Annotated in this window: 22 protein-coding genes; 14 read left to right on the top strand and 8 right to left on the bottom strand. The window is 54.3% G+C overall.

Annotated features, from left to right (window positions below):
• Positions 1-233 precede the first annotated feature (233 nt).
• From HCH_RS32850 to HCH_RS30435, 6 genes are all read left to right on the top strand, one after another.
• Positions 234-551 (top strand): helix-turn-helix domain-containing protein, encoded by a 318-nt coding sequence (locus tag HCH_RS32850; RefSeq protein ID WP_011400427.1) that lies wholly within the window; start codon positions 234-236, stop codon positions 549-551.
• Complete coding sequence (locus HCH_RS30455; protein ID WP_011400426.1) at positions 551-1564, top strand: phage integrase; 1014 nt, start codon at positions 551-553, stop codon at positions 1562-1564. Before HCH_RS32850 ends, HCH_RS30455 begins: the two co-directional genes overlap by 1 nt.
• Positions 1565-2027: 463 nt before the next feature.
• Positions 2028-3176: a hypothetical protein gene (locus HCH_RS30450; RefSeq protein ID WP_011400425.1), complete on the top strand. Its 1149-nt coding sequence runs from the start codon at positions 2028-2030 to the stop codon at positions 3174-3176.
• Positions 3173-3940 (top strand): hypothetical protein, encoded by a 768-nt coding sequence (locus tag HCH_RS30445; RefSeq protein ID WP_011400424.1) that lies wholly within the window; start codon positions 3173-3175, stop codon positions 3938-3940. Before HCH_RS30450 ends, HCH_RS30445 begins: the two co-directional genes overlap by 4 nt.
• A gap of 135 nt (positions 3941-4075) precedes the next feature.
• Complete coding sequence (locus tag HCH_RS30440; RefSeq protein ID WP_011400423.1) at positions 4076-4843, top strand: hypothetical protein; 768 nt, start codon at positions 4076-4078, stop codon at positions 4841-4843.
• Between the two features lie 166 nt (positions 4844-5009).
• Positions 5010-5750 carry a hypothetical protein gene (locus HCH_RS30435; RefSeq protein ID WP_011400422.1) on the top strand — a complete coding sequence of 247 codons (741 nt, stop codon included), beginning with the start codon at positions 5010-5012 and terminating at the stop codon, positions 5748-5750.
• A gap of 80 nt (positions 5751-5830) precedes the next feature.
• Here the strand turns inward: HCH_RS30435 and HCH_RS30430 are convergent, their stop codons facing one another.
• A complete protein-coding gene (locus HCH_RS30430; protein WP_011400421.1) occupies positions 5831-6706 on the bottom strand; it encodes a LysR family transcriptional regulator in 876 nt (291 codons plus the stop codon).
• A gap of 213 nt (positions 6707-6919) precedes the next feature.
• On the opposite strand from HCH_RS30430, the gene HCH_RS30425 reads away from it, so the two are divergent.
• The 3 genes from HCH_RS30425 to HCH_RS30415 all read left to right on the top strand — a co-directional run bounded on the left by HCH_RS30425 (position 6920) and on the right by HCH_RS30415 (position 10672).
• On the top strand, positions 6920-8125 hold the full coding sequence (locus HCH_RS30425) for an MFS transporter (RefSeq protein ID WP_011400420.1): 1206 nt from the start codon (positions 6920-6922) through the stop codon (positions 8123-8125).
• A gap of 65 nt (positions 8126-8190) precedes the next feature.
• Positions 8191-9066: a substrate-binding periplasmic protein gene (locus HCH_RS30420; protein WP_011400419.1), complete on the top strand. Its 876-nt coding sequence runs from the start codon at positions 8191-8193 to the stop codon at positions 9064-9066.
• A 271-nt stretch (positions 9067-9337) separates the two neighbouring features.
• Complete coding sequence (locus HCH_RS30415) at positions 9338-10672, top strand: reverse transcriptase family protein (RefSeq protein ID WP_011400418.1); 1335 nt, start codon at positions 9338-9340, stop codon at positions 10670-10672.
• A gap of 16 nt (positions 10673-10688) precedes the next feature.
• On the opposite strand, the gene HCH_RS30410 is transcribed toward HCH_RS30415, so the two are convergent.
• Together HCH_RS30410 and HCH_RS30405 are read right to left on the bottom strand one after the other, a co-directional pair.
• Positions 10689-11054, bottom strand: coding sequence for a thiol-disulfide oxidoreductase DCC family protein (locus HCH_RS30410; RefSeq protein ID WP_011400417.1), 366 nt, complete (start codon positions 11052-11054; stop codon positions 10689-10691).
• 20 nt (positions 11055-11074) lie between these two features.
• Positions 11075-11524, bottom strand: coding sequence for a TerB family tellurite resistance protein (locus tag HCH_RS30405; RefSeq protein WP_011400416.1), 450 nt, complete (start codon positions 11522-11524; stop codon positions 11075-11077).
• Between the two features lie 116 nt (positions 11525-11640).
• On the opposite strand from HCH_RS30405, the gene HCH_RS30400 reads away from it, so the two are divergent.
• Positions 11641-12576, top strand: a complete 936-nt coding sequence (locus HCH_RS30400; RefSeq protein ID WP_148212694.1) for a hypothetical protein — start codon at positions 11641-11643, stop codon at positions 12574-12576.
• Positions 12577-12582: 6 nt separating this feature from the next.
• Here HCH_RS30400 and HCH_RS30395 read toward each other — a convergent pair whose 3' ends face one another.
• The 4 genes from HCH_RS30395 to HCH_RS30380 are packed head-to-tail and all read right to left on the bottom strand — an operon-like array spanning position 12583 to position 16501.
• Positions 12583-13053: a DUF411 domain-containing protein gene (locus HCH_RS30395; RefSeq protein ID WP_011400414.1), complete on the bottom strand. Its 471-nt coding sequence runs from the start codon at positions 13051-13053 to the stop codon at positions 12583-12585.
• Between the two features lie 39 nt (positions 13054-13092).
• Positions 13093-13452 (bottom strand): cupredoxin domain-containing protein, encoded by a 360-nt coding sequence (locus tag HCH_RS30390; RefSeq protein ID WP_011400413.1) that lies wholly within the window; start codon positions 13450-13452, stop codon positions 13093-13095.
• Entirely contained in the window at positions 13449-16046 is a 2598-nt protein-coding gene (locus tag HCH_RS30385; protein ID WP_011400412.1) for a heavy metal translocating P-type ATPase, read from the bottom strand. Before HCH_RS30385 ends, HCH_RS30390 begins: the two co-directional genes overlap by 4 nt.
• 17 nt (positions 16047-16063) lie before the next feature.
• Positions 16064-16501, bottom strand: a complete 438-nt coding sequence (locus HCH_RS30380) for a MerR family transcriptional regulator (protein ID WP_011400411.1) — start codon at positions 16499-16501, stop codon at positions 16064-16066.
• A gap of 91 nt (positions 16502-16592) precedes the next feature.
• On the opposite strand from HCH_RS30380, the gene HCH_RS30375 reads away from it, so the two are divergent.
• From HCH_RS30375 to HCH_RS30360, 4 genes are all read left to right on the top strand, one after another.
• Entirely contained in the window at positions 16593-17027 is a 435-nt protein-coding gene (locus HCH_RS30375; protein ID WP_011400410.1) for a winged helix-turn-helix transcriptional regulator, read from the top strand.
• A 266-nt stretch (positions 17028-17293) separates the two neighbouring features.
• The gene (locus HCH_RS30370) at positions 17294-17809 is read left to right on the top strand and encodes a lactoylglutathione lyase family protein (RefSeq protein WP_011400409.1); all 516 of its coding nucleotides are present in this window, start codon (positions 17294-17296) and stop codon (positions 17807-17809) included.
• 284 nt (positions 17810-18093) lie between these two features.
• A complete protein-coding gene (locus HCH_RS30365) occupies positions 18094-20037 on the top strand; it encodes an AGE family epimerase/isomerase (protein WP_011400408.1) in 1944 nt (647 codons plus the stop codon).
• Between the two features lie 66 nt (positions 20038-20103).
• A complete protein-coding gene (locus HCH_RS30360; protein WP_011400407.1) occupies positions 20104-20805 on the top strand; it encodes a DJ-1/PfpI family protein in 702 nt (233 codons plus the stop codon).
• 102 nt (positions 20806-20907) lie between these two features.
• On the opposite strand, the gene HCH_RS30355 is transcribed toward HCH_RS30360, so the two are convergent.
• The gene (locus tag HCH_RS30355) at positions 20908-21891 is read right to left on the bottom strand and encodes a lipin/Ned1/Smp2 family protein (protein ID WP_011400406.1); all 984 of its coding nucleotides are present in this window, start codon (positions 21889-21891) and stop codon (positions 20908-20910) included.
• Between the last annotated feature and the right edge of the window lie 381 nt (positions 21892-22272).

The following is a 22272-nucleotide window of genomic DNA, read 5'->3' as shown; positions in this document are numbered from 1 at the left end:
TTCCAGAGTATTATTTACTCCTGGCGTCTCAACAGTCAAGTAGTATGAGATCCAAAAAGAGTAAATAGTGCTCTTTATGGGTTGCTGGTGCTCATAGTTACTCCTAGAGGCGTAAAAATGCGTACGTAACATTCACTATGTATGCAGCAAGGTGTAATAATGTGCTCTAACGTGGCCTATTAACGAGATCACTGGAAGGCCAACTTATGATCAAATTTTGAGAAGGCAAAGCTATGAAAATGAAGGCGGGTGATCGGCTCCAGGGACTAAGAGAATTGATTGGATTAACTCAGCGTGAATTTGCCGAACTGCTTGGTATTGACTATTTCCGGCTCAAAAATATTGAGCAGCAAAAAGCAAGAATGGCTGAGGATGAGTTCGCTCAAGTTGGATTGCTGATTCCAGAAATGCTGCATTGGGTTGCTTGCGAAAGTGATATCTCGTTAAGCGCTTTGCAAAACAGTGAGGCAAAGCTCTGTAGATTGATCGCAGCGAAAATAGAAGCAGGGCAGGTTCCTGAAGGGTATATGTTGGAGGAAAAAATTAAGTAATGGCTTTTAAGAAAGTTGCAACGGGATGGCAGGTTGATATAAGGCCTGAAGGGCGTGGAGGGAAAAGAGTAAGAAAAACATTTCCTAAGCTCCAGCAGGCGAAGCAGTGGGAAGCCGAGCAAAAGTCAAAAGCCTATTCTGGTGAATGGAAGGCGCCAACCAAGGACAAGCGAAGATTATCTGATCTTGTTAAAACTTGGCATGACCTGCATGGCCATACACTTAAAGATGCAGATAACCGGCTGCACGCATTGAAAGTTTTGTGCGAGAAGTTAAATAACCCTATAGCCAAAGAGTTTACAGCCGAGGACTTTTTAGAATACAGGCGATGGCGACTTACGCAGAAAGTTAAAAACAGCAATAGACTGGTTTCAGCAAACACGGTAAACCATGATCACATGTACTTATCGGCCGTTTTTAACAAACTGATCAAGTTCGGTAACTGGAAGCTTGAGAACCCCCTTAAAGGTGTTTCAAAACTTCGAATAGATGAACGTGATCTAACTTATCTGGAAAAGGACCAAATAAGGGCGTTACTAGAAGCCCTGAAGAAATCAAGAAACCCCAATGTATTGGCCATGTCGAAAATTTGTTTGGCAACAGGGGCTCGTTGGGGTGAAGCCGAGAAACTGAATGCGGAGCAAATCAGACATAACAAAGTTCACTTTGTTGGCACTAAGAACAGTAAATCAAGAGCAGTTCCAATTTCGGAAGAACTGGCGGTTGAGATACTGTCAGGACGTGCAGAAAGAGGGCGCTTGTTTAGAGGAGCGGGATCAGAAGAAGCATTTGAGCGAGCAGTAAAGAGAGCTGGATTAACCCTCCCACACGGTCAGCTAACACACATCCTACGACACACTTTTGCTTCCCACTATATGATCAATGATGGGAATATCCTGAAATTAAAATATATTTTGGGTCACGCGTCATTGGATATGACAATTCGCTACGCAAAACTGGCTCCGGCCCACTTGGCTGATGCAGTATCCAAAAACCCTCTTGCTACGCTTTAAGTGTCCACAATGTGTCCACAGCAACGAGCTGTAAGGATGTGTAAGGAGTAGTTTTGTTATTATAAATCAGTAAGTTATGTTCTATTGTGTCCTATTGTGGGCTATCAAGTCGGACTCGGAATCAGGGAGATGAATATGCGGAAACACGCCCATCTTTGAACCGAACGCAAGTACTGTTGCTTATTGTGACGACGACAAGGATTGTCATAGATCTGCGCCGTATTACTACTCCCCGGCGGGCCTACGCCTTCACTTTCAGTATAGTCCACCGCACCCCGGCGCGCGGGGGTGGTAACGAAATTTTACGGATTCGGATGTGGGGGGCGATAGTGCTTCAGTGAAAAATTACTGAGTTAACCTAGGGATGACACCATCTCCCAATTGGACTCGGCCATGAGGTCAATAGGCAAAGGTGTGTATATTGCTAGGATTATTGCTTTTACAGCCAGCTCAGGAAAGTACCATGCAAGAAAGCAATATCCCCGCCCAGCACCAATTACTTGATCTTGAAAATCCATTGCCGTCATGGAATTTAAAGAAAAAGGCCACAGGTAAGAAATTGATGATCACCAAAGAGGCCGACACCTTCATGCGTGGTTTGAACCTTTACGAAAAAACAAAGGTTTATAATGAGGTGCTAAAGCTAGCCAGCGAAGGGGGGTATGGGCGGTTTAGTAAGGGTTTCAGGAAAGACCCTATGTTCATGAGGCAGAAAAAGTGTCAGGGAGGAATTAGCTTCATGTATAGCGTGAATCCTGAAATGATAATTATTAATCGGATGACCGTTGAGCTAGAGGCGACAGACCTTCTTACACCAGTGAATAAACAGCAAATGGGACTGTTTGAAGTCAAGCGAGCATCGGGTGTTCGATGGCATGAAGGTTCCACTAGGGAGGATGCGCAAAAATTGGAGAGTGCGTGGGGAGACCCTATGCCGGTAGCGTCTATAAATACCGAACATGTTGCAATCAACGGAATGTCAAACGATCTAAACAAAGCAAGATGGCTGATGGGTGTACATATGGACACAGCATATTGGGACGATAATGCAAAAGCCTATACACTCGTTTACAACCCTACCCGCGGAAAAATGGACATTTTTGAGTGCATTCAAGACAGGGTCTCAACCTCTAAGCTTGCGGAATTCCTGGCAATTATGTTGATAGAAAGTCAGCAAAAAGGCGCGAAGCGTAAATGGACAGCCCATAGTCAGGGTGGGATTATCATGACCCGAGCAGTAGAGCTGGTGAACATGCGTGGAGTAAGGTTGGAAGGGCAGCGCGTTTCCATTCATGCTGGCGGAAACTATAAGACGCGAGCAGAAAACGCCTTTACAAAAGCAGGGATGATCATCGACGAAATCAGACGAGACCACCCAGATGATTTTGTGCCCAACCTCTTAGGTTTTAACGATCTGTCTCTCGGTTCATTTATTCGTGGCATACGTAGCAGGAAACTCGTAACAGGTGATGACCGTCCTGTTGAAGTTAGTCCGCATACGCTACCTTACCTTGGCAGAGAGTCTGCTATCCGTCATCTACAGATGAATGGTTATCATAAGAAGGCGGAAAGGCTGGCGAAGCTAACCATGAAGGAACTCGACTTGTTATGATTAAACAAATCGTGAGGCCGCTTTTTACTGGTAAAGGGCCGAACTTTTCAGAGCTGAACGTAAAGGAGTGCGGAATTGGTGACTATCTATTACGGTACAAGCTGCCGGGGAATACTATTGATATTGGTATGCCTGACGCTCCAGTTCCATCTAGGGTTAATTTAAACGCAGATCTATTTGATTCGTATGACCCAAAGAAGCTATATAACCGTACTTTCGTTCAAATGGAGTTCGAGTGGTGGGCTTACAGAGGGCTTTTTTTACAGGGAGATTCTGGGCTGCTAAGCAAGATGAGCTTGCATATCGACGTTAACCGAATAAATCCCAATTCACCTCTTGGTGGAAGTGATCTCGAAAGTCTGGAGACTTATCTGAGAGAGGACTATTGGGATTACTACGAAGCAGAAAAAAATATCGATGGAGTGCCGGGAAGCAACTGGCAGAAGCGATATGATTTTGATAACCCTGACGAGGTAAGAGCTAAGGGTTACATCCCTGTCAGGAGATTGGTGTTAGTACTGCTACCAGAAATCTACGTTAAGGAACGGATCAATGATGTTGAGTGGTTACACTACAGCATTGATGGAGAGGGGATTGCTGGCACCAATATTACATATTATTGGGCCTATCCATTGACCAATAATTATTACCTTACGTTTAGCTTTCGGACGACGACTGAATTAGGTCGTAATGAACAGAGATATCAGCGAATGCTTGAAGACGCTAAGCAAATCATGTCAATGGTAGAACTGTGTAAAGGGTGATTCACTCCGAACATGTCGCAAATGCCTGATTAGCGCTGGAGAGATTGCTCTTGCGATATCAGGCGATTCTATCTATAACCAATTTCAGCACTACATTCAGCCATACGTGTCTCCTATTGAGGAACTCGCCTTATTATGATCAAACAATTAGTTCGGCCGCTTTTTACTGGTAAAGGGCCGAACTTTTCAGAGCTGAGCGCAAAGGAGTGCGGAGTTGGTGAATACCAATTACGGTATAAGCTGCCGGGAAATACTATTCATATTGGTATGCCTGACGCTCCAGTCCCGGCTAGGGTTAACTTAAACGCGGATCTATTTGATTCGTATGGCCCGAAGAAGTTGTATAACCGTACTTTTGTGCAAATGGAGTTTGAGAAGTGGGCATACAAAGGGCGTTTTTTGCAGGGAGATTCAGGGCTGCTGAGCAAGATGAGCTTACATATTGATGTTAATCATGCAGAGCGCCATACAGAGTTTCGTAAAGGTGATCTTGACAGCTTGGAACTGTATCTGAAAAAGGACCTTTGGAACTATTACGAAACGGAACGCAATATTGATGGCGAACAGGGAGCTAACTGGGAAGCAAGATATGAGTTTGATCACCCTGACGAAATGAGAGCCAAAGGCTACGTTCCCCCTGATACACTAGTTTTGGTCCGTTTACCTGAAATCTATGAAAGGGCGCCTATTAATGGTTTGGAGTGGCTCCATTACCAAATTAGAGGCGAAGGAATTCCTGGACCTAGGCATACTTTTTATTGGGTTTACCCGATGACAGATAGTTTCTACCTAACTTTCAGTTTTTGGATGACAACAGAAATTGGAAATAGAGAGCTAAAAGTTCAGGAAATGTACGAAGACGCCAAGCGCATCATGTCCATGGTTGAGCTACGTAAAGAGTAACAACAGTACCGACCCCACACCCAATCAGAAGGTGTGCGGGGCTTTATTATTGATTTGCTCTTCTTCTGGAAAGTTAATGACTGCATAGGCGATCGCCATAATTACAGTTGTGCGGTCGCGATAGAGCGGCGGCTCGAGTTATCAAAGAGCAGAGCAGGTTAAGTGGATGCTAAAAAATTTGTTAGCCCCTGCACTGACAGGGAAGGGGCCTGATTATTCTCATCTTTCTGAAAAAGAGTGCCGAATAGGCGACTATGTACTTGGATACAAGTTGCCAGGAAATCTTGGTCTGAAAGGTGTTAGAAGACCGAACTTTCCTTTAATGGTAAATCTCCAGCCAGAACTTTTTGACCAAACATCGTACAAGCAGGCGTTCAATAGGTCATATATTCAGGTTCAATGCGAGTCATGGGAGTACCGTGGGTTTATTCTTCAAGGAAATTTTGGACGTTTATGTAGTTTGGCGTTAAACATAGACGTTAATCGTGCTGAACCTCATACGACATTAAAGACAGGAAATTTAGAAAGTCTGAAAAGCTACTTAGAAAATGACTTTTCTCGTTACTATGAGTCAGAGGGCGGAATAAACTGGAAAGCTAGGCAAAAGTTTAAAGACGATGCCTTCACGAAAGGGGAAGTGCCAGATCACTACCTAGTAACCCTGCCTGAAAGCTATGATATCGAAAATATTAATGACGCTTCATGGCTGTCTTATCAGATAGGTCCAGAAGGTCGTGCGGGATACCGTTACACATATTATTGGGCGTATCCAGTAAGTGAAAATTTTTACCTTACTGTATCTTTCTGGATGCTCTTTGAACATGGTGATATCAAGGAATTAAGACGGGAGCGCATGGCTGAAGACGCCCGCCGCATCATGTCCATGGTGGAGCTACGTAAAGAGTAACAACAGTACCGACCCCACACCCAGTCAGAAGGTGTGCGGGGCTTTATTTGAGAAGTTAATGACTGCATAGACATCTCTACTCAACACCCACTATGCTCCAACAAAAACGCCACAAAAGCTTGGTTGGCGCGGGAGAGGTAGCCGTTGCGGCGCCAGGCGATGCTGAGGTCGAGCCAGATGGGGGGATCGAAGGGGATGGTGACGAGGCTTTCGTTTTCCTCCACTACCATTCCCAGCAGGGTGGAGATGCCGAAGCCTTGTTTGATGATGGATTTGATCAATGGCAGCAGGTTGGTTTCGAAGCCGATGTTGGGGGTGACGCCGGCGGCTTTGGCGAGTCTGTCGACCACTTTGCGGTGAAAGTAGCCCTCCTTGAACATCACCAGCTCTTCCCGGAAAAACTGCTCTGGCGTGACGCTTTCTTGCTTGGCGAAGGGATGCTCCTGGGACACGGTCACCAGCATTTGCTCCCGTAGAAAAGGGCGCGCCTCCAACTCCTCCGGCACGAATTCCGCCACGATAACCCCTAGATCCAGCTCCCCTTGCTCCAGCATTTGCTGTAAACGCCAGGTGCCGCCTTCGATCACCGATAGATTCAACGTGGGATAACGATGGCGAAAGGCCATCAGGATGGGTGGGAAGTAAAACGAGCCCAACATGCTGGGCACCCCCACGCGCACCTCGCCGCGAGTCAGCCCCTTCAGCTCGCTCATCTCCAGCGCGGCGTCGTCCGCGGCCCTCAGAATCTTCTCCGCATGGCGATACAGAATGGCGCCTTCGTCGGTGAGGGAGATGCGGCGGTCGTTACGGTGCAATAGCGTTAACGTCAGCTCCGTCTCCAGCTTACGCAGCGCCATGCTGACCGCCGGCTGCGCGACGCCGAGAGATTCGGCGGCGCGGGTGAAACTGCCGAGGCGGGCGACCTCGTAAAAGTAGCGCAGGCTTTTAATATCCATAAGCAATCGTTATTAACTGTATAAGCAGCATATATTTTATTGATGATAACTGTAGCTCTATAGTGACCCTGCATCCAGCTTCATATTATTAACATGGCAATGATAGTGGCCTGTTACTAATCAGGCGCATGGATGCGCCTGCGCGGCGGCTAGCTGCGGGAGACAGGGCCTGACCTGTCTGATTAATAATAAAGGCGGTTGAGGAGCAGTAGTATGATCGAATCCGGCGGCAGACAATTCTGGTTGGCGACGTTGGCGCTGTGTATCGGTTCTTTCATGACATTCGCCAACGTCTACATCACCCAACCTCTGCTGCCGATGATCGCCGACGCCTTCGACCTGACCGTGTTGGAAGCAAACGGCAGCTTCACCATCACCACGCTGATGCTGGGCCTGTCCCTGCTTATTTACGGGCCGCTTTCCGACGCGGTGGGTCGCAAGTCCATCATGCTCATTTCTCTGGTCGGCGCCACGGTGTGTACGCTGCTGCTGACGCAGGTGGAGTCTTATTCCGCACTGGTGGCGCTGCGCGCCGCGCAGGGGTTTTTCCTCGGTGGCTTACCGGCGGTGGCTATCGCCTACATGGGCGATGAGTTTTCCCCCAAGGCGTTGCTGTTCGCCGTGGGTTTGTATATCGGCGGCAACAGCCTGGGCGGCATCGGCGGACGTTTGATTGGAGGCTTTGTTGGTGAAGCGTTCTCCTGGCGATCCGCCTTTGTAGCGATGACTATCGTCAGTGTTCTGTGTCTGATCGTGTTCGCTCTGATGTTGCCCAATTCCCGCGGCTTCACCCGCAAGCCGTTGTGTCCCCGGCAGATGCTGGCGGATCTCGGCGGGCACTTGCGCAATCCGATATTGCTCACCTGTTACCTGATCGGCGGTCTGAACTTCTTCATCTTTATCAACCAGTACAGCTACATTATCTTCGTGCTGGAGGACGCTCCGTTTAACCTGTCCGCTCAGTATCTGGGACTGCTGTTTCTCACTTATCTGGCCGGTACGGTGGGATCGTCCCTGTCCGGTAAGATCGTGTTAAAAGTTCCCCAGCCCCTGTGCATCGCCTTGGGCGTGGCCATCCTGATGAGCGGAACCCTGCTGACGTTGGCGCAAACGCTGCCGACGATTATTGTGGGACTGTTGATCAACAGCTTCGGTTTTTTCCTGGCGCATTCCTCCGCCAGCAGTCTGGTCAATCGCAGCGCCCGCGGCGCCAAAGCCAGCGCCTCCTCCCTCTATCTGGTGTTTTATTACCTCGGCGCCAGCAGCGGCGGTTTTTACCTGCATCCCTTCTGGAGCGCCATGGGCTGGGACGGCGTGGTGCTAGGCTCCATGCTGGTGCTGACCGGGGTATTGGGCGCCGCCATTTGGTTATATCGTCAGGAATGCGAACCCGTTGGAGAACCTGACGTCTGCGTGTGATGCCTTCCTCTTTTGTCTATGCTTAACTGTGGGGATTTGTAGACTAGCCGGATGGGGAAAAGTTTGTGCGTACAATACGTTGGGCGGTGGCGTCCGCGTTACTGTTGATGACGCTCGCGGCGGCAGCGGAAACCATAGTGGTGCGGTATCCGCGACCTGAGGCGGATGTGGATAAGCGGACCGAGTATCCGCTGAAGCTGCTTGAACTCGCATTTCAGAAAATGAAAGTCGACTACCGTCTGGTTCCCACCGATCAGTTGATGAATCAGGGACGCGCTCTGCAATTATTGCGTTCCGGCGCCAATCTGGACGTGGTCTGGAGCATGACCTCGGATGAGCGTGAAAAGGAATTGCTGCCGGTGCGCATTCCCATCTACAAAGGCCTGATCGGCTGGCGCATCTTTTTGATCAATGAAAGCGATGTCGAACGCCTCAGCCGTCCCATGACGGCGCAGGAAATGAAGCAGTTTCTGATGGTGCAGGGACATGACTGGCCGGATGCGAAAATCCTGCAGATGAACGGCTATAAAGTGCTGGGCACGCCCAACTATGAAACCATCTTCGATATGCTGGCGCGCAGGCGCGTGGATCTGTTTCCCCGCTCCATCGTGGAAATCTGGGCGGAGCTGGAGAATCACCGGGACATGGGGCTTGCTATCGAGCAAACCAAGTTACTGCGCTATCCCACCGCCTTCTACTACTTCGTCGCCCCCGATAACAAGGAACTGGAGGCGCTGATCGAAGAAGGGCTGTTGCGCGCCCTGGCCGATGGCTCTTTTGACGATATGTTTTTCTACTATCACGGCGAACTGCTCAACAAAGCCAAGCTGGCGCACCGTGAAGTATACATGCTGACCAACCCTATCCTGCCTGAAACAACCCCTCTGCAGCGCGAAGAACTCTGGTATCAAGGCTACGAGGACTCGCCGCGGGTGCGCTGACCCCTGGTCTCGCGCTTCCGGCGTTGACAAGGGCGTTTGTTGTCCTCTACCTTGCACTGCGACGACGCTTCAAGCGAACGTGATCCGGAACCGGCGCGACCGGGCCAGGTCCGTTGCTCCGGGGCTACCCCGGGGTTACATGTTGACTACGCATATCGCCGTCCATACCGCCCTACGCCAAGGCGTAGAACGGTATCGACCACGGGAGGAGGGTTGGAGCGTCGTCCCCTTTCTATTTTTCTGCCTCTGACATTCTCCAGGGATATTGGCGATGAGATATGACCGCTGGCTGGCCGCCCGTCTCGCCGACGCCTACCAATCCGGCGCGCCGACAGTGCGGGAAATGCAACAACGCGCCGTTGTGACGTTGGGAGAACAACCGACCTGGTTGGCCTCGTTGACGCGTCGTATGTGGAGGCGATTCCAGCAAGGCTGGGAAGGCGCCTCCGCCTATGCGCTGAGCGAAGCGATTCTCGCCGACCGCGGCTTTCAGCAAGGCCTCGCCGTGTCTGCCCGCCCGGTTCAGGTGCGACATATATTCTTGCCGCCGCCCCGGGCGCTTCCACCGGACAGCCTGGCGTCGCAATATGGCTTACCGGCCCTGCGCTGCGCCGGCGACCTGATGCACTGGCTGCGACTGACCCCGGAAGATCTGGACTGGCTGACGCAGGCCCGTGGCGCGCCGCGCAAGGCAGCTTCTGCGTTAGGGCATTACACCTATCGCTGGCTGGATAAACCCCGAGGCGGCGCCAGATTGCTGGAAGCGCCCAAGGTCTGGCTGAAGGGCATACAGCGACGTATCTATCAGGAGATTCTCGCTCCGCTACCCCTGCATGAGGCTGTTCACGGTTTTCGCGCGCAGCGGTCCAGCCTGACTCACGCCCGCGTGCATGTCGGGCAGGCGTTGTTGCTCAAGTTTGATCTCAAGGACTTTTTCCCTTCAGTTGGTTACCCGCAGGTTTATCGCGTGTTGCGACGGCTTGGATACGGCCACGAAGTAACGCGCCTGCTTAGCAGGCTGTGCACGCAGGTCACGCCCAACGAGATACTCCGTTCTCCTGCGGCGCGCCATCTTGAACGCGGCGAGGAACTGTTCCGTCGCGCGCATTTGCCCCAGGGCGCGCCCACGTCTCCCGCGCTGGCCAACCTCGTCGCCGCCCATCTGGACCGGCGACTGAGCGCGCTGGCTGACAGTATGGGGCGGCGTTACAGTCGATACGCCGACGACTTCGTTCTTTCCGGTGCGTTGATGAGCCCCGGCGCGATTGAGCGCCTGCAGGCGCTGGTCGGCGCTATCGCCCTGGAAGAGGGGTTCGTTCTGAATACACGCAAAAGCGCGGTGATCGGGCAGGGCGCGCGTCAGCAGGTAGGCGGCGTGGTGGTGAACGCCAAGGCCAATATTTCTCGCAAAGACTACGATGAACTGAAAGCGGTGCTGCACAATTGCCTGCGCTTTGGTCCCGACGGGCAAAATCGCCAGGGGCATGGGGATTGGGCGGCGCATCTGAGAGGGAAAATCGCTTACGTGGCGGGGATCAATCCGCAAAAAGGACGCAAGTTGCTGGCGCTGTATCAGCGTATTATCTGGCCGCAGGAGTCCGCCTGATTTCCAGCGCCGTCAACTAAACGCGTCCGCTTTTCTGCAAGCGTTGCATGACGCTGCGGCGATACCAGCGGGACAGCCAGCCTTTCAAGCCGGGCAGGCTCAACAGCCAGGCCAGGGGACGCAGCAGCAGGGTGCGGCGCATGAGCAGGATATAGGCGTTCAGTTCCCGATGAATATCGCCGTTTTCATCGCGTACGTGTAATTCCGTCAAGGCGGCGTGAGGATCAATGCCCTCGCGGCGCAGCTCGTCATCGCGGCCGGTGATATCCAGCCAGCGCACCTCGGCGGCGCGGTCGCCCGCCAGCTTTTCGTAATTGCGACGGTCGCGGACGCAACGGGGGCAGGCTCCGTCGTAGTAAACCGTCAATTTAGGCTGGGTCATATTTTCCCCTCCCGTGCGGTTCAGGTTTGCTCTTGCGCTTCCAGTTTAGCGCGAATGAACTCCGCATGAGGCACATAGATCAACTCCGCCGCGCGCCGGATGAAATGCTCCTCGTACCGGTCTACTTGTCCGTCGGCGAAGGCGACGCGCCACAGGTTCAGGATGATGCGGTATTTATCCTGGGGCGAGCAGACCTCGTTAATATGCGACGTGAACTCATACAGGGAGGTGGCGCTCTCCGCCTCTTTGGCGGCGTCCTCCATCAGCTCGGTCAACTCGGCGCCGTCCACGTTGAAGGCCTGGCGCACGTATTTCTCCACCACTTGCAGCTCTGTGTTATCCACCTGCTGATCGACTCTGGCCAACTGAATCAACAGGGCCGCGGTGACCTGCTCCAGCGCGGGTTGCTTGATCGGCATGCGCGCGTCAGCGGCCAGTTCCTGAAAGATCGCCTGTAACTTTTTCAGCATGAATACTCCCATGATATGATGTGACGTTTTCAGCCGTCGGGCGCCTCTCGACTTGCTCCTGACGGAATTCATACCATCATTAACTGATGGATTCTCCGCTAACAACAGGCAAGGCTATGAGTTCAGGGATACTACGCGGAGCTGTCATCGTCGCGGCCATATCTATGATGTATGGTTGCGGAGGGGATGAATCAACCGCGCAGCCGCCGAAGATTCCGGAAAAAGGAATTGCGGCGCTGGTGCAGGCGAACTTACCGGCTTCCGGCGCGCAGGCGCAGGTGGGCGCGGTGATTTTTAAGGATAGCGTACGGCAACCCTTGGTGGGCGGCGATGTGATTTTCGCCGAAAGCGCCATCGACAAGGTGCGTCTGAATGCGCTGGAAAACCTCAGCGGCGACTACCAGGGGCTTCTGGAAGTGGCGTCCGAGTACGATACGGTGTATTTCAGCGTGGAATACGATGTAGCCGCGGCGCAGGACAAAAGCTGGTTCACTTCCGGTCTGCCTGATGTCAGCGCACGCCCCGGCGAGTTGGTGGGCCTGACCACTTCTATCGAATTCCCTCCCGCCATTCATTTGGCTTCTCCCGCTGCGCAGATGGAATACGCCTCACGCAGCGACCGCATTGCGTTGCAGTGGGCGCCGCTGGGCGAAAATGATCAGATCCGTTACACCGTGCGCGGCCGCTGCGACTATAGCAACGGCCGGCGGCAGTATTACACCCGCTCCGAAGTACTGGGACGGGAAGACGGCGCCGGCGCGGCGGAAGGCTATGCGGAAATCAAAGTAGGCGACATTATCGCCTCTCAGGACGGCGCTGAAAGCGGCTTTCTCGCAGATATGAGCGCGCGTCTGGTCGGCGCAGTGGTGGATGCGCTGACCTTCGGCTCCCCCGAAGCGGAGATGCGCAACGGCGAGTTGCAGTCCTGCGAGTTTGATCTGTCGCTGTTGCGGGAACGCATGTCCACGCCGGCGCAGCCTTTCGACGGCGGGCGCATCATCGCCAGCCGCAGCGACACCGTGCGGCTGTATTATCACCCCATCGGCGAGTGACGCGGCTTATTCGTAGTGACTGTAAGGCGCTGCGCCGCCGTCCTTGCTTACCAACAACACATCAAATTTCGCTCTGACGCCGGGGACTTCCATGCCTGGCACATTTTCCCCGGCGGGCATGCCCGGGACGCTGAGTCCCAGAGCGTCCGGCTTTTCCTGCAATAAGCGCTGAATATCCGCCGCCGGCACATGGCCTTCGATCAGATACCCATTGACGAATGCGGTGTGGCAGGAAGCGAGCTGCGGCGCCAGCCCCGCCTGCTGTTTCACTGGCGACACGTCACGGGTTTCATGCACAGTGACGTCGAACCCGGCGGCTTTGACGTGGTCGACCCATACCTTGCAGCACCCGCAGGTAGGCGACTTATATACCGTCATTTCTTCCGCTGTAGCCTGCTGCGCGCCGGCGAATCCAGCGCTCAGCGCCAGCAGGACGCCGCTGAGGCGGCGCGGCAAGGTGGTTATGTTTGAGATCATGATGGGCTCCTTGTGGCTCATGCTATTTATCGCTGGCGATCAGACAACTTTCAGCGATCCCTGGTACATGTTCATCTGACAATTAAATTTATAGACGCCTTTTTCCTGCGCCTGGATGCGAATGTCTTTCGCCTGTCCGACCGGCAATTCCTCGCTGATATTCAGCCCATCGAAAATCACCATGGCGGCGCAGGGGCTGGGGTCTTTGCGCAGGAAGCGCAGCGTGGCGCTTTCCCCGGCGGGAATTTCTATGTGGCTGGGACTGTACACGCCGTCCGACACCGTGATTTCGATGGCGCCGCCAGCGCTGCGCGCGGCGTTTTGCGGCCGCCACAGCCAGAACCAGTAAATCACAAAAGCCATGGCGCCGAGGCCGAGCAGATTCACCAGAATAGTCATGCCGCTTTCTCCTCTTGTTGGCGTTGCGCATCGGCGGCGCTGCTTTTGAACAGGCGCAGGCGATTGGCGTTGCTGACGACGGTGACCGACGACAGGGACATGGCGGCGCCGGCCAGCACCGGGCTCATCAACACGCCGAACAGGGGGTACAGCAGTCCTGCGGCGATGGGAATCCCCAACGCGTTATAGACAAAAGCGCCGAACAGGTTCTGTTTGATATTACGCACGGTGGCGCGGGAAACCTCGATGGCGTCGGCGAGGCCATGCAGAGAGCCGCGCATCAGGGTGATGTCGGCGCTTTCAATGGCCACGTCCGTACCGGTTCCAATAGCGAAGCCCACGTCCGCTTCGGCCAGCGCCGGAGCGTCATTGACGCCGTCACCCACCATGCCCACCAGCTCGCCCTGTCCAGCTTTCTGGCGCAGGTCGCGAATCACGCGCGCTTTGTCTTCCGGCAGCACTTCGGCGATGACTTCATCCACGCCCACCTGCCTGGCGATAGCCTCGGCGGAGTGTTTCACGTCGCCGGTCAGCATGATGATGCGTAAACCGCGGTCGCGCAGACGGGCGATAGCGTCGCGGGAGTCAGGTTTGATCTTGTCCGCCACCGCGATGACCCCCGCCAGCGCGCCATCCGTCGCCATAAACAGCGGCGTGGCGGCCTGTTGCGCCAGTTTATCCGCTACTTCAGTAAGCGGGCCGGCGTCAATGTGATGGGTCTCCATCCAGCGGCGATTGCCGAGCAACACGGTGACGCCGTCGATAACGCCGGTCACGCCCTGACCGGATTCGCTACGGAAGTCGGCGGGATCGCTCAAGGCCAGGGACTGCTCGCGGGCGGATTCCACAATCGCTATGCCCAATGGGTGCTCGGAGGCTTTCTCCAGACTGGCGGCGAGGCGCAATAGTTCCTTTTGATCGCGCCCGTCGATGGCGCGAATCTCCAGTACGGAAGGTTTGCCTTCGGTAATGGTGCCGGTTTTATCCAGCACCAGCGTGGCCAGCTCGCCCGCCTGTTGCAGCGCCCCGCCGTTGCGGATCAGCACGCCGGCTTCCGCCGCCTTGCCGACCCCGACCATCACCGACATGGGCGTCGCCAGTCCTAACGCGCAGGGGCAGGCGATGATCAGCACGGTGGTCGCCGCCACCAGCATATGCGCGATCCGGGGATCGGGACCGAAGTTATACCAGGCAAGGGCGGCGATGACGGCGATAATCAACACCACCGGTACGAACACGGCGGAAATCTTGTCCGCCAGACGGCCCAGCGGCGGCTTGGCGTTCTGAGCTTTCTTCACCATGGCGATGATGTGCGCCAGCGCCGTGTCCTTGCCGACTTTTACCGCGATATAGGTCATGGAGCCGGTTTTGTTGAGTGCGCCGGCGGCTACCTTATCCCCCTGTTTTTTCTCCACAGGAATGGGTTCCCCGGTCAGCATGGACTCGTCCACCAGGCTCTTTCCGTCGCGCACTTCGCCGTCCACGGCGATTTTTTCGCCGGGACGCACACGCAGGAGGTCGCCTTTACGGACGTTCTCAATGGGAATGTCTTTCTCGTCGCCGTCGCGAATGATGCGGGCGGTTTTGGGTTGCAGATTCAGCAGGCGTTTGATGGCCTGGGAAGTTTTGCCGCGGGCGCGCACTTCCAGCGCCAGACCCAGATTGATCAATCCAATGATCATGGCGGAGGCTTCGAAGTAAACGTGGCGCGCCATTTCCGGCACAACCTGGGGCAGGGCCGCGACCGCTATGGAGTATAGCCAGGCGGCGCCGGTGCCGGTGGCGATCAGGGTGTCCATATTGGCCGAATGATTCTTGAAGGCTTTCCAGGCGCCGGTGTAGAAGTGGCCGCCGGACTTCGCCATCACTCCCAAGGTGATCAGGCCGACCGCCAACCAGGCGAACTGGCTGAGTCCTGGCCGCACCATCATTTCCCCGCCCAATAAACCCCAGGCCATCAAGGGGACGCCCAGGCCCAGGGCCAGCCACATATTTCGCAGCAACTGTTTGTAGTAGGCCTGTTCCGCTTTCTCCTTGGTTTCCTGGTCGGCGGCGTCATTCGTCGCCAGGGCGGCGCCGTATCCCGCCTGTTCCACCGCCTGAATCAACGCGTTCGTATCTGCATCGCCTTCCACTGCGGCGGTGCGGTCGGCGAAATTCATGGTTGCGCTGGCGACGCCGGGAACGCTCTGCAACGCCTGTTCGATTTTACTGACGCAGGCCGCGCATTTGGCGCCGGTGATATTGAGCTGGATGATGTCGGCCTGACGCATGGGGTGGGAAGAGGCGTCTGCTTGCGCAGGCGTGCTTTCTGGCTCGGCGGCGCGAGTTGCGCAATGCGCGTCGGCGGCGGTTTCCTGGTTCTGTTCGTCTTCTTTGAGCTCCGCCGGATAACCCAACTGGCGAATCGCCTCCAGCGCGGCGGGAATATCCACGGCGGCGTCGATGGCGATGGTTTGCGCTTGCAAATCCACGGTGACTTTGTCCGCGTCGGTCAAGGGCGCCAGTGCGTGTTTGATTTTTTTTACGCAACTTTGGCAGCCGGCGCCTTGGATCGCGATGAGCGCGCCTTGTTCCGATAATGCCTGATTCATATCAGCCTCCACTGGCGCTAGCGTTGCGCGTCGGTTTCCTGTTCCCAATGTTCGATCAGACGGCAGATGGTATGGCCGTTGGGGTCGCCGTCAGGCATGTGCTCCCAGGCGCTCATGGCTTCCTGCATGCGGGTTTTGAGCTGAGTGAGTTCGGCGATTTGGCGTTCCACTTCGGCGAATTTCTCTTCAAACAGGCGCCGCACCATGGGGCAGGGAGAATGATGATCCTCCGCCTGCGCCATGATCTGATTGATTTCTTTTACGCTGAATCCCAATTGCCGGGCCTTTTTGGCGAAGATCAGCTTCTGCAGGTCGTCCCGGTCATACAGCTGGTAGCCGTTGTCCGGATCGCGAGTCGGCTGCAACAGCCCCTGTTTGGTGTAAAAACGCACGGTGTCCGCGGTCACGCCGCTGCGTTTCGCCATCTCGCTGACTTTCAGTTGCAAACCCCTCATGTTCCGGCATCTCCCATTGTCTGCGTCGATGATTTTAAGCTTAGTGTAAAACCTGGGAGTAACACATAGGTCAAGGGGGAGGAGAAAGCGAATGAAAAAGGTTTCTTTGGGAGGATGTGATCGCGCCAACCCTGTATTACCATTCGGATTTTGGTTACCGAGAAAGCTCGTTGAGGGACGCATGTATACCTGGAATGACAAACCCTATCGTTGCCCGGTGGAGGTCGCTTTTGCGGCGGTGGGCGGCAAATGGAAGTGCTTGATACTGTGGCATCTGCATTTGGACAAAATGCGGTTTAAGGAGCTGGAGCGGGTCGTGCCGGGAGTGAGTCAGAAAATGCTGACGCAACAGCTCAAGGAAATGGAGCGTGACGGGCTCATCGTGAAGACGGTTTTCCCGGAAGTTCCCCCCAAAGTGGAGTACGAATTGACGGAGCGCGGGCATAGCATTTTTCCCATTCTGGAACAGATGCATGGATGGGCCATCGCGCAATTCGACCTGAAAAAATCAGCGGAAGATGAGTAGCTCCCCCTGCCGTCGTTCACACCAGTAAGCACGCGGTCTTAACGGCTATCCTGCCTGTTCAAGAGAGTAAAACGCGCGCAAAAGTGGGGGTGCTTACCAAAAAGTGCCTACTTGATCAGCCACTTAGCCCTCCCTATGATGCTCCCGAATCGCAGTCGCTCTGTGATATTGCAAAGAGAAAAAGTTCGGCCGACTTGTTTTTCTGCTTCTCATTTCTATGTGAAATGCGCCTGCTGGCGCGAGCAACAAAACATTGAGGTCAACAGATGGAAAAAAGATATCCAAGAGCCTTTTCCCACATCGGGATATCCGTTCCCGACATCGCCAGAGCCCTGGACTTCTACCAAAAAGCGCTGGGCTGGTACGTCATCATGGACGTCACTGAGGTGAAGGAAGAGAAGGACACCGCTATTGGCGCCATGTGCATCGACGTATTCGGCGAAGGCTGGGGCTCCTTCAAAATCGCCCACCTGTCCACCAGCGACAGCATTGGCGTAGAGCTGTTCGAATTCCCGCAAAACAAAACGCCCCGGCACGAGTTCAACCCCTACCAGACCGGCGTGTTCCATTTCTGCGTACAGGACCCGGATGTGGAAGGGCTGGCTCAGCGCATTGTCGAACTGGGCGGCAAGCAAAGAATGCCGATCCGGGAATATTTTCCGGGTGAAAAGCCATACCGAATGGTCTACATGGAAGACCCGTTCGGCAACATCGTGGAAATTTATTCGCACTCCTACGAGCTGCACTACAGCGCGGGAGCCTATCAGAATAAATCCGCGTAACGGACTTCGGCTCTGACGCCTGGGCGCAAGCCCGGAAGAACAATAGCGACGCGTTACGCCGGTCGGTGGCGAAGCGCGTTGTCCTCACAGACTTATTTCTGCGTTGTAAGCAATTCATATCTTCAGACAAGCGCCTGCGCGGGTGCGCAGACAGGGGGATAAAGCCGGTTATTCCGGCGAAAACAGGCAGTTTTCAGGCGCTTCCAGGGAGATGGAGCGATAGGAATTTTTGTTTATAGCACATGAGTTGTTGACGTTAAACGAAAAGAAAACGAAAGAATAATATGTTTAAGAAGAAGATACTGGCCTGCGTTGTTACTGCTTCACTCTCTACATTAGTCTCCATTTCCAGTCCGGTCGCGGCGGCGAATGAGCCGCAGGCTGCAAAGGCAGCAGCCCCGTCTGCGTTTATGGCGGAACGTACTGGATTCACCTTTTCCGATCTGGTCGCCGGTTACGTGACCGGATATGACCGCGCTCATAAGACCTTCGCCATGAAAACCCGCAATGGCCACGAGCTGTCCGTCAAAATCGGCGACAACGCGTATGCGGAATTCGTGCGTAATCTGGGTGAAGAGTTCAAGAACGCCACCGATAAGTTGGACGTCATGCTGACCCAGGGGCGCTATGTTTACGCCTATGGCGTGTTCTATCCCCATGACGGCCAATACGCGCTGGAGGCGACCCATCTGGTTTTTCCCACAAGTCAGGATAACCAATACGTCTTTGAGCAAAGCGACTGGTGGAGCCGTCAAATCAGTGAGTTGGCGGACTTCTATCTACAGGCGGAGTTCGGCGACGGTCCGATCGATTACACACTTTATCGCACCAACCTGTCTCTGGAAGGGGATAAGCTGGGGGACGGCATTCAGGAAGCCGCTACTTTATCCCGCCTGATATACGGCTTCGCCACCGCCTATATGATGACGGGAGAGGATCGTTACTGGGAGGCGGCGAGCAAGGGCTCGGCCTATCTGCGCGCCAACTTTCAGGTAAACGAGGGCGAGCAGTTCTATTGGCTGCACGCCTTGGACGTCAATGGCAAAAACGGCGTTGAGGCCTTCGCGGGCTCGCGTTTCTCCGACGATTACAACGCCATCCCCTGTTACGAGCAGATCTATGACCTGGCGGGACTGGTGCAGACCTATCGCATTACTGGCGACAGCGCCATTCTGCAGGATGTGGAGAAAACCCTGTCTTTATTTGAAAACCGCTATCGCGACAAGAGCGCCCAGGGCGGCTACTTCTCCCATATCGATCCGGTGACGTTCAGCCCTCATGCGGAGTCTTTGGGCGATAACCGCAGCAAGAAGAACTGGAACTCGGTGGGCGATCACGCGCCGGCGTATCTGATCAACCTGTGGCTGGCCACGGGTAAGGTGGAATACGCGGATTTTCTTGAGGATACCTTCGACACCATCGCCGCCCGCTTCCCGAGTAACGGTGAGAGTCCCTTCGTCAACGAACGCTTCTTCGCGGACTGGTCTGTGGATGCCGGTTACAAGTGGCAGCAGGACCGGGCAGTGATAGGCCATGACCTGAAAATCGCCTGGAATTTGATGCGCATGAACAACCTGCGTCCGAAGGCGTCCTATTCCGAGCTGGCGCAAACCCTGGGCGACGCCATGCCCAAGTACGGCGCGGATTTGCAGCGCGGTGGATGGTACGACGTGGTGGAGCGCAAGCTCGGCGACGGTCAAAGCCAGCATCGTTTCGCTTTCCATGATCGCAAAGCCTGGTGGCAACAGGAGCAGGGCATTCTGGCTTATCAGATTCTGGCGGGCGTGACCGGCAACCCTGATTATCTACAGTTGGCGCGGGAATCTTCCGCTTTCTACAACGCATGGTTCCTGGACCGCACGGACGGCGGCGTCTATTTCAATGTGCTGGCTGGCGGCCAACCTTATGTGGAAGGCATGGAGCGCAGCAAAGGCAGCCATTCCATGGCGGGGTATCACGCCTTTGAATTGGCCTATCTGTCAGCGGTGTACAACAAGCTGCTGATTCTGAAGCAGCCTATGGATCTTTACTTCAAGCCGCAGGCGAACGGCTTTACCGGTAATTTGTTGCGAGTGGAGCCGGACATCCTGCCCAAGGGCAGCGTGAAGATCGACAAAGTGTGGGTGAACGGCGAGCTTTATCAGGATTTCGACCCGGCGAACCTGACGGTGACGCTGCCTCGCGAGCGTCAGGAAATGAACGTCAAAGTCAGACTGACCCCTGCCTGATTGCCTATTCGGACGCCCTGATGTGCGGGGCGTCCGCAACCAGATTGGATGTAAAGGAATTAACCCATGTATTTAAGATCGACGACCTTACTGCTGGCGGCGCTGACGCTGTTCGCCTCGCTTTTCTCTTCCGCTTCCTCTGTAGAAATCCCGCAAATCACGGTGCAGACGCCGCCGGTGACGGGTGAGTACAAAGGCAAAATCGGCGTGTTGGTGGAGGAGCATTTCGATGAAACCGAGTTGGTGGCGTTTCAGCAATATTTCCCCGTCCACGGTTATGAAGTGGTGTTCATGTCCTATTTGTGGGGCCAGCCTGAACTGACCTTCAACGGCAATGACCATCAACGCCAAGTGGTGGTGAAGACCGATATCACCCAGGTGGATCTGTCGCAATACGCTGGCGTCATTCTCATCGGCGGCTACGCCATGGATCGTCTGCGCTATGAAACCGAGTTAAGCGACGATGGCGTCTCCCGCGCCCCGGCGCTGGCGTTTTTGCGTCAAGTCATCGCTACCGATCGCATTAAAATCGGCGCCATTTGCCACTCGCTCTGGCTGTTCACCGCGGACCCGTCGTTGCTGCAGGGGCGTAAAGTCACCGCCGCCCACAATATCGCCGCCGACGTGCGCAACGCAGGAGGAGTTTTGCAGGTGGAGAATAATCAGGCCGTGGACACCTTCGTGGACGGCCATTTGATTACCGGCAAGCACCCGGCGGTAGTGGACGTTTTTATGGAAACGTTTTTACGGGAACTGGATAAGTCCTGATTCTCTCAGTGTTTGCAGGAGAGAGGTTTCCGTTCCCGCTGGGGTGAGATGAAAACAGGGAAGCGAAGGCTTCCCTGTCTACCACGGCTTATGGCGTCCTGGCTATCGCCATTCGCAGCCTGCGGCGGGGGTTTCCGTCACTACAGTGGAGTAATGATAGGCGTAATCGCCGTCAACCGTCTGTGTCCCTTCCTTACCGGCTTCCGGCCCGATGATGTAAGTCTCGGACTTTGACAAACCGGCGTCGGCGTAGGCCGCGATATCGGTGGCGGCGTTGCCGTAGGCGCGTACGATATCCAATTGCACGTCGTTCAGCAGGTGACGAATATAGGCGGTCTTATACGCTTGAGTCTGTGGGCTGGCGGGGTTTTCCGCGTTGCTGTCCGTGCGCAGGTGCCATTGGAACAGGCCTTTGGTGTTGAACCAGTTGCGGGTGGTTTTCGCCATCCAGTACTGGCGGCCGGTGAGATACACCACCTGATAGCCCTTCTCCACGTAGTCCCACACCACTTCGGCCGCGTAGTTGTGCATTTCCGCAGTGTCCGTGCCCAGGTAGTCGCCAATGGCTTCGAAGTCATTCAGGGTGAGAGTGCCGTCGATATCAAACAAGACTGTTTTACGGCCGGGCTGCACCACGGTCAGGTAACCAGACGCTTCCGTGTGATCGCCTTCCACCACCATGCGCACCACGTAGTCGCCCTCCGGCTTGTTGATGTTGACATAAATCTTGCCGTCGCTATTGGTGCGATGTTCTCCCAGATACTCCCAACCGGACATACCGGTTCCGTAGACGTAGACATGTATGTCTTCATCTTCCAGGTCTTTGTGGAACAGGGCGGAGTAGTCGAACTTCCCCACCATGGTGGCGGAGTCGCCGGCTTTGACGATCTGGTCGTGGACCATATGGAACGGCTTATTCAAAGAAGCAAGCAGACGGTTACCCCAATGGTGAAACGACTTCTGCGCCGGCTTCTGCAGACCTGGAGCATGCAGCACGCTGTCATAGTCAGGGCAATATTCAGCGTTAGCGGTCAGACTGAGTGAGGCGGCGAGCAACCCGCCAGCCAGAAAAGAGAGTTTATGCATGATTTTAAAGAGTCCTTTTTTAATTATTGTTCAATGAGGCGTCCCCATTTCATCCTGTTCAGTAAACGGGGTATGAACGCGGCCCTAATTTTTCACAGCAATATGAAAAACTGGTTAAAACCGTCAGGAAATTGTGCATGTGGAAGAGGGAGGGGAGTATCCCTAATAAAGCCTATTTTTGATGAGATTTTGGTTGTTTTGATAAGGTATGATGGGTGCTTCCCGCATTACGAAAACGCCAACTAGTCGAGTCATCTATGTGATCTCGGACTTATGCCCGATTGCAACGAAATGGTGTAATTTTGTAATTTTATTGGTAATTGGGATCTTGTGGTCACTTTCGCTACAAATAACACCTAGAGATGCCCGTGTGGAAGGTAT

This window comes from Hahella chejuensis KCTC 2396 (genome assembly GCF_000012985.1).
Lineage (GTDB): Bacteria > Pseudomonadota > Gammaproteobacteria > Pseudomonadales > Oleiphilaceae > Hahella > Hahella chejuensis.
This window is presented reverse-complemented; position numbering and strand designations above follow the sequence as displayed.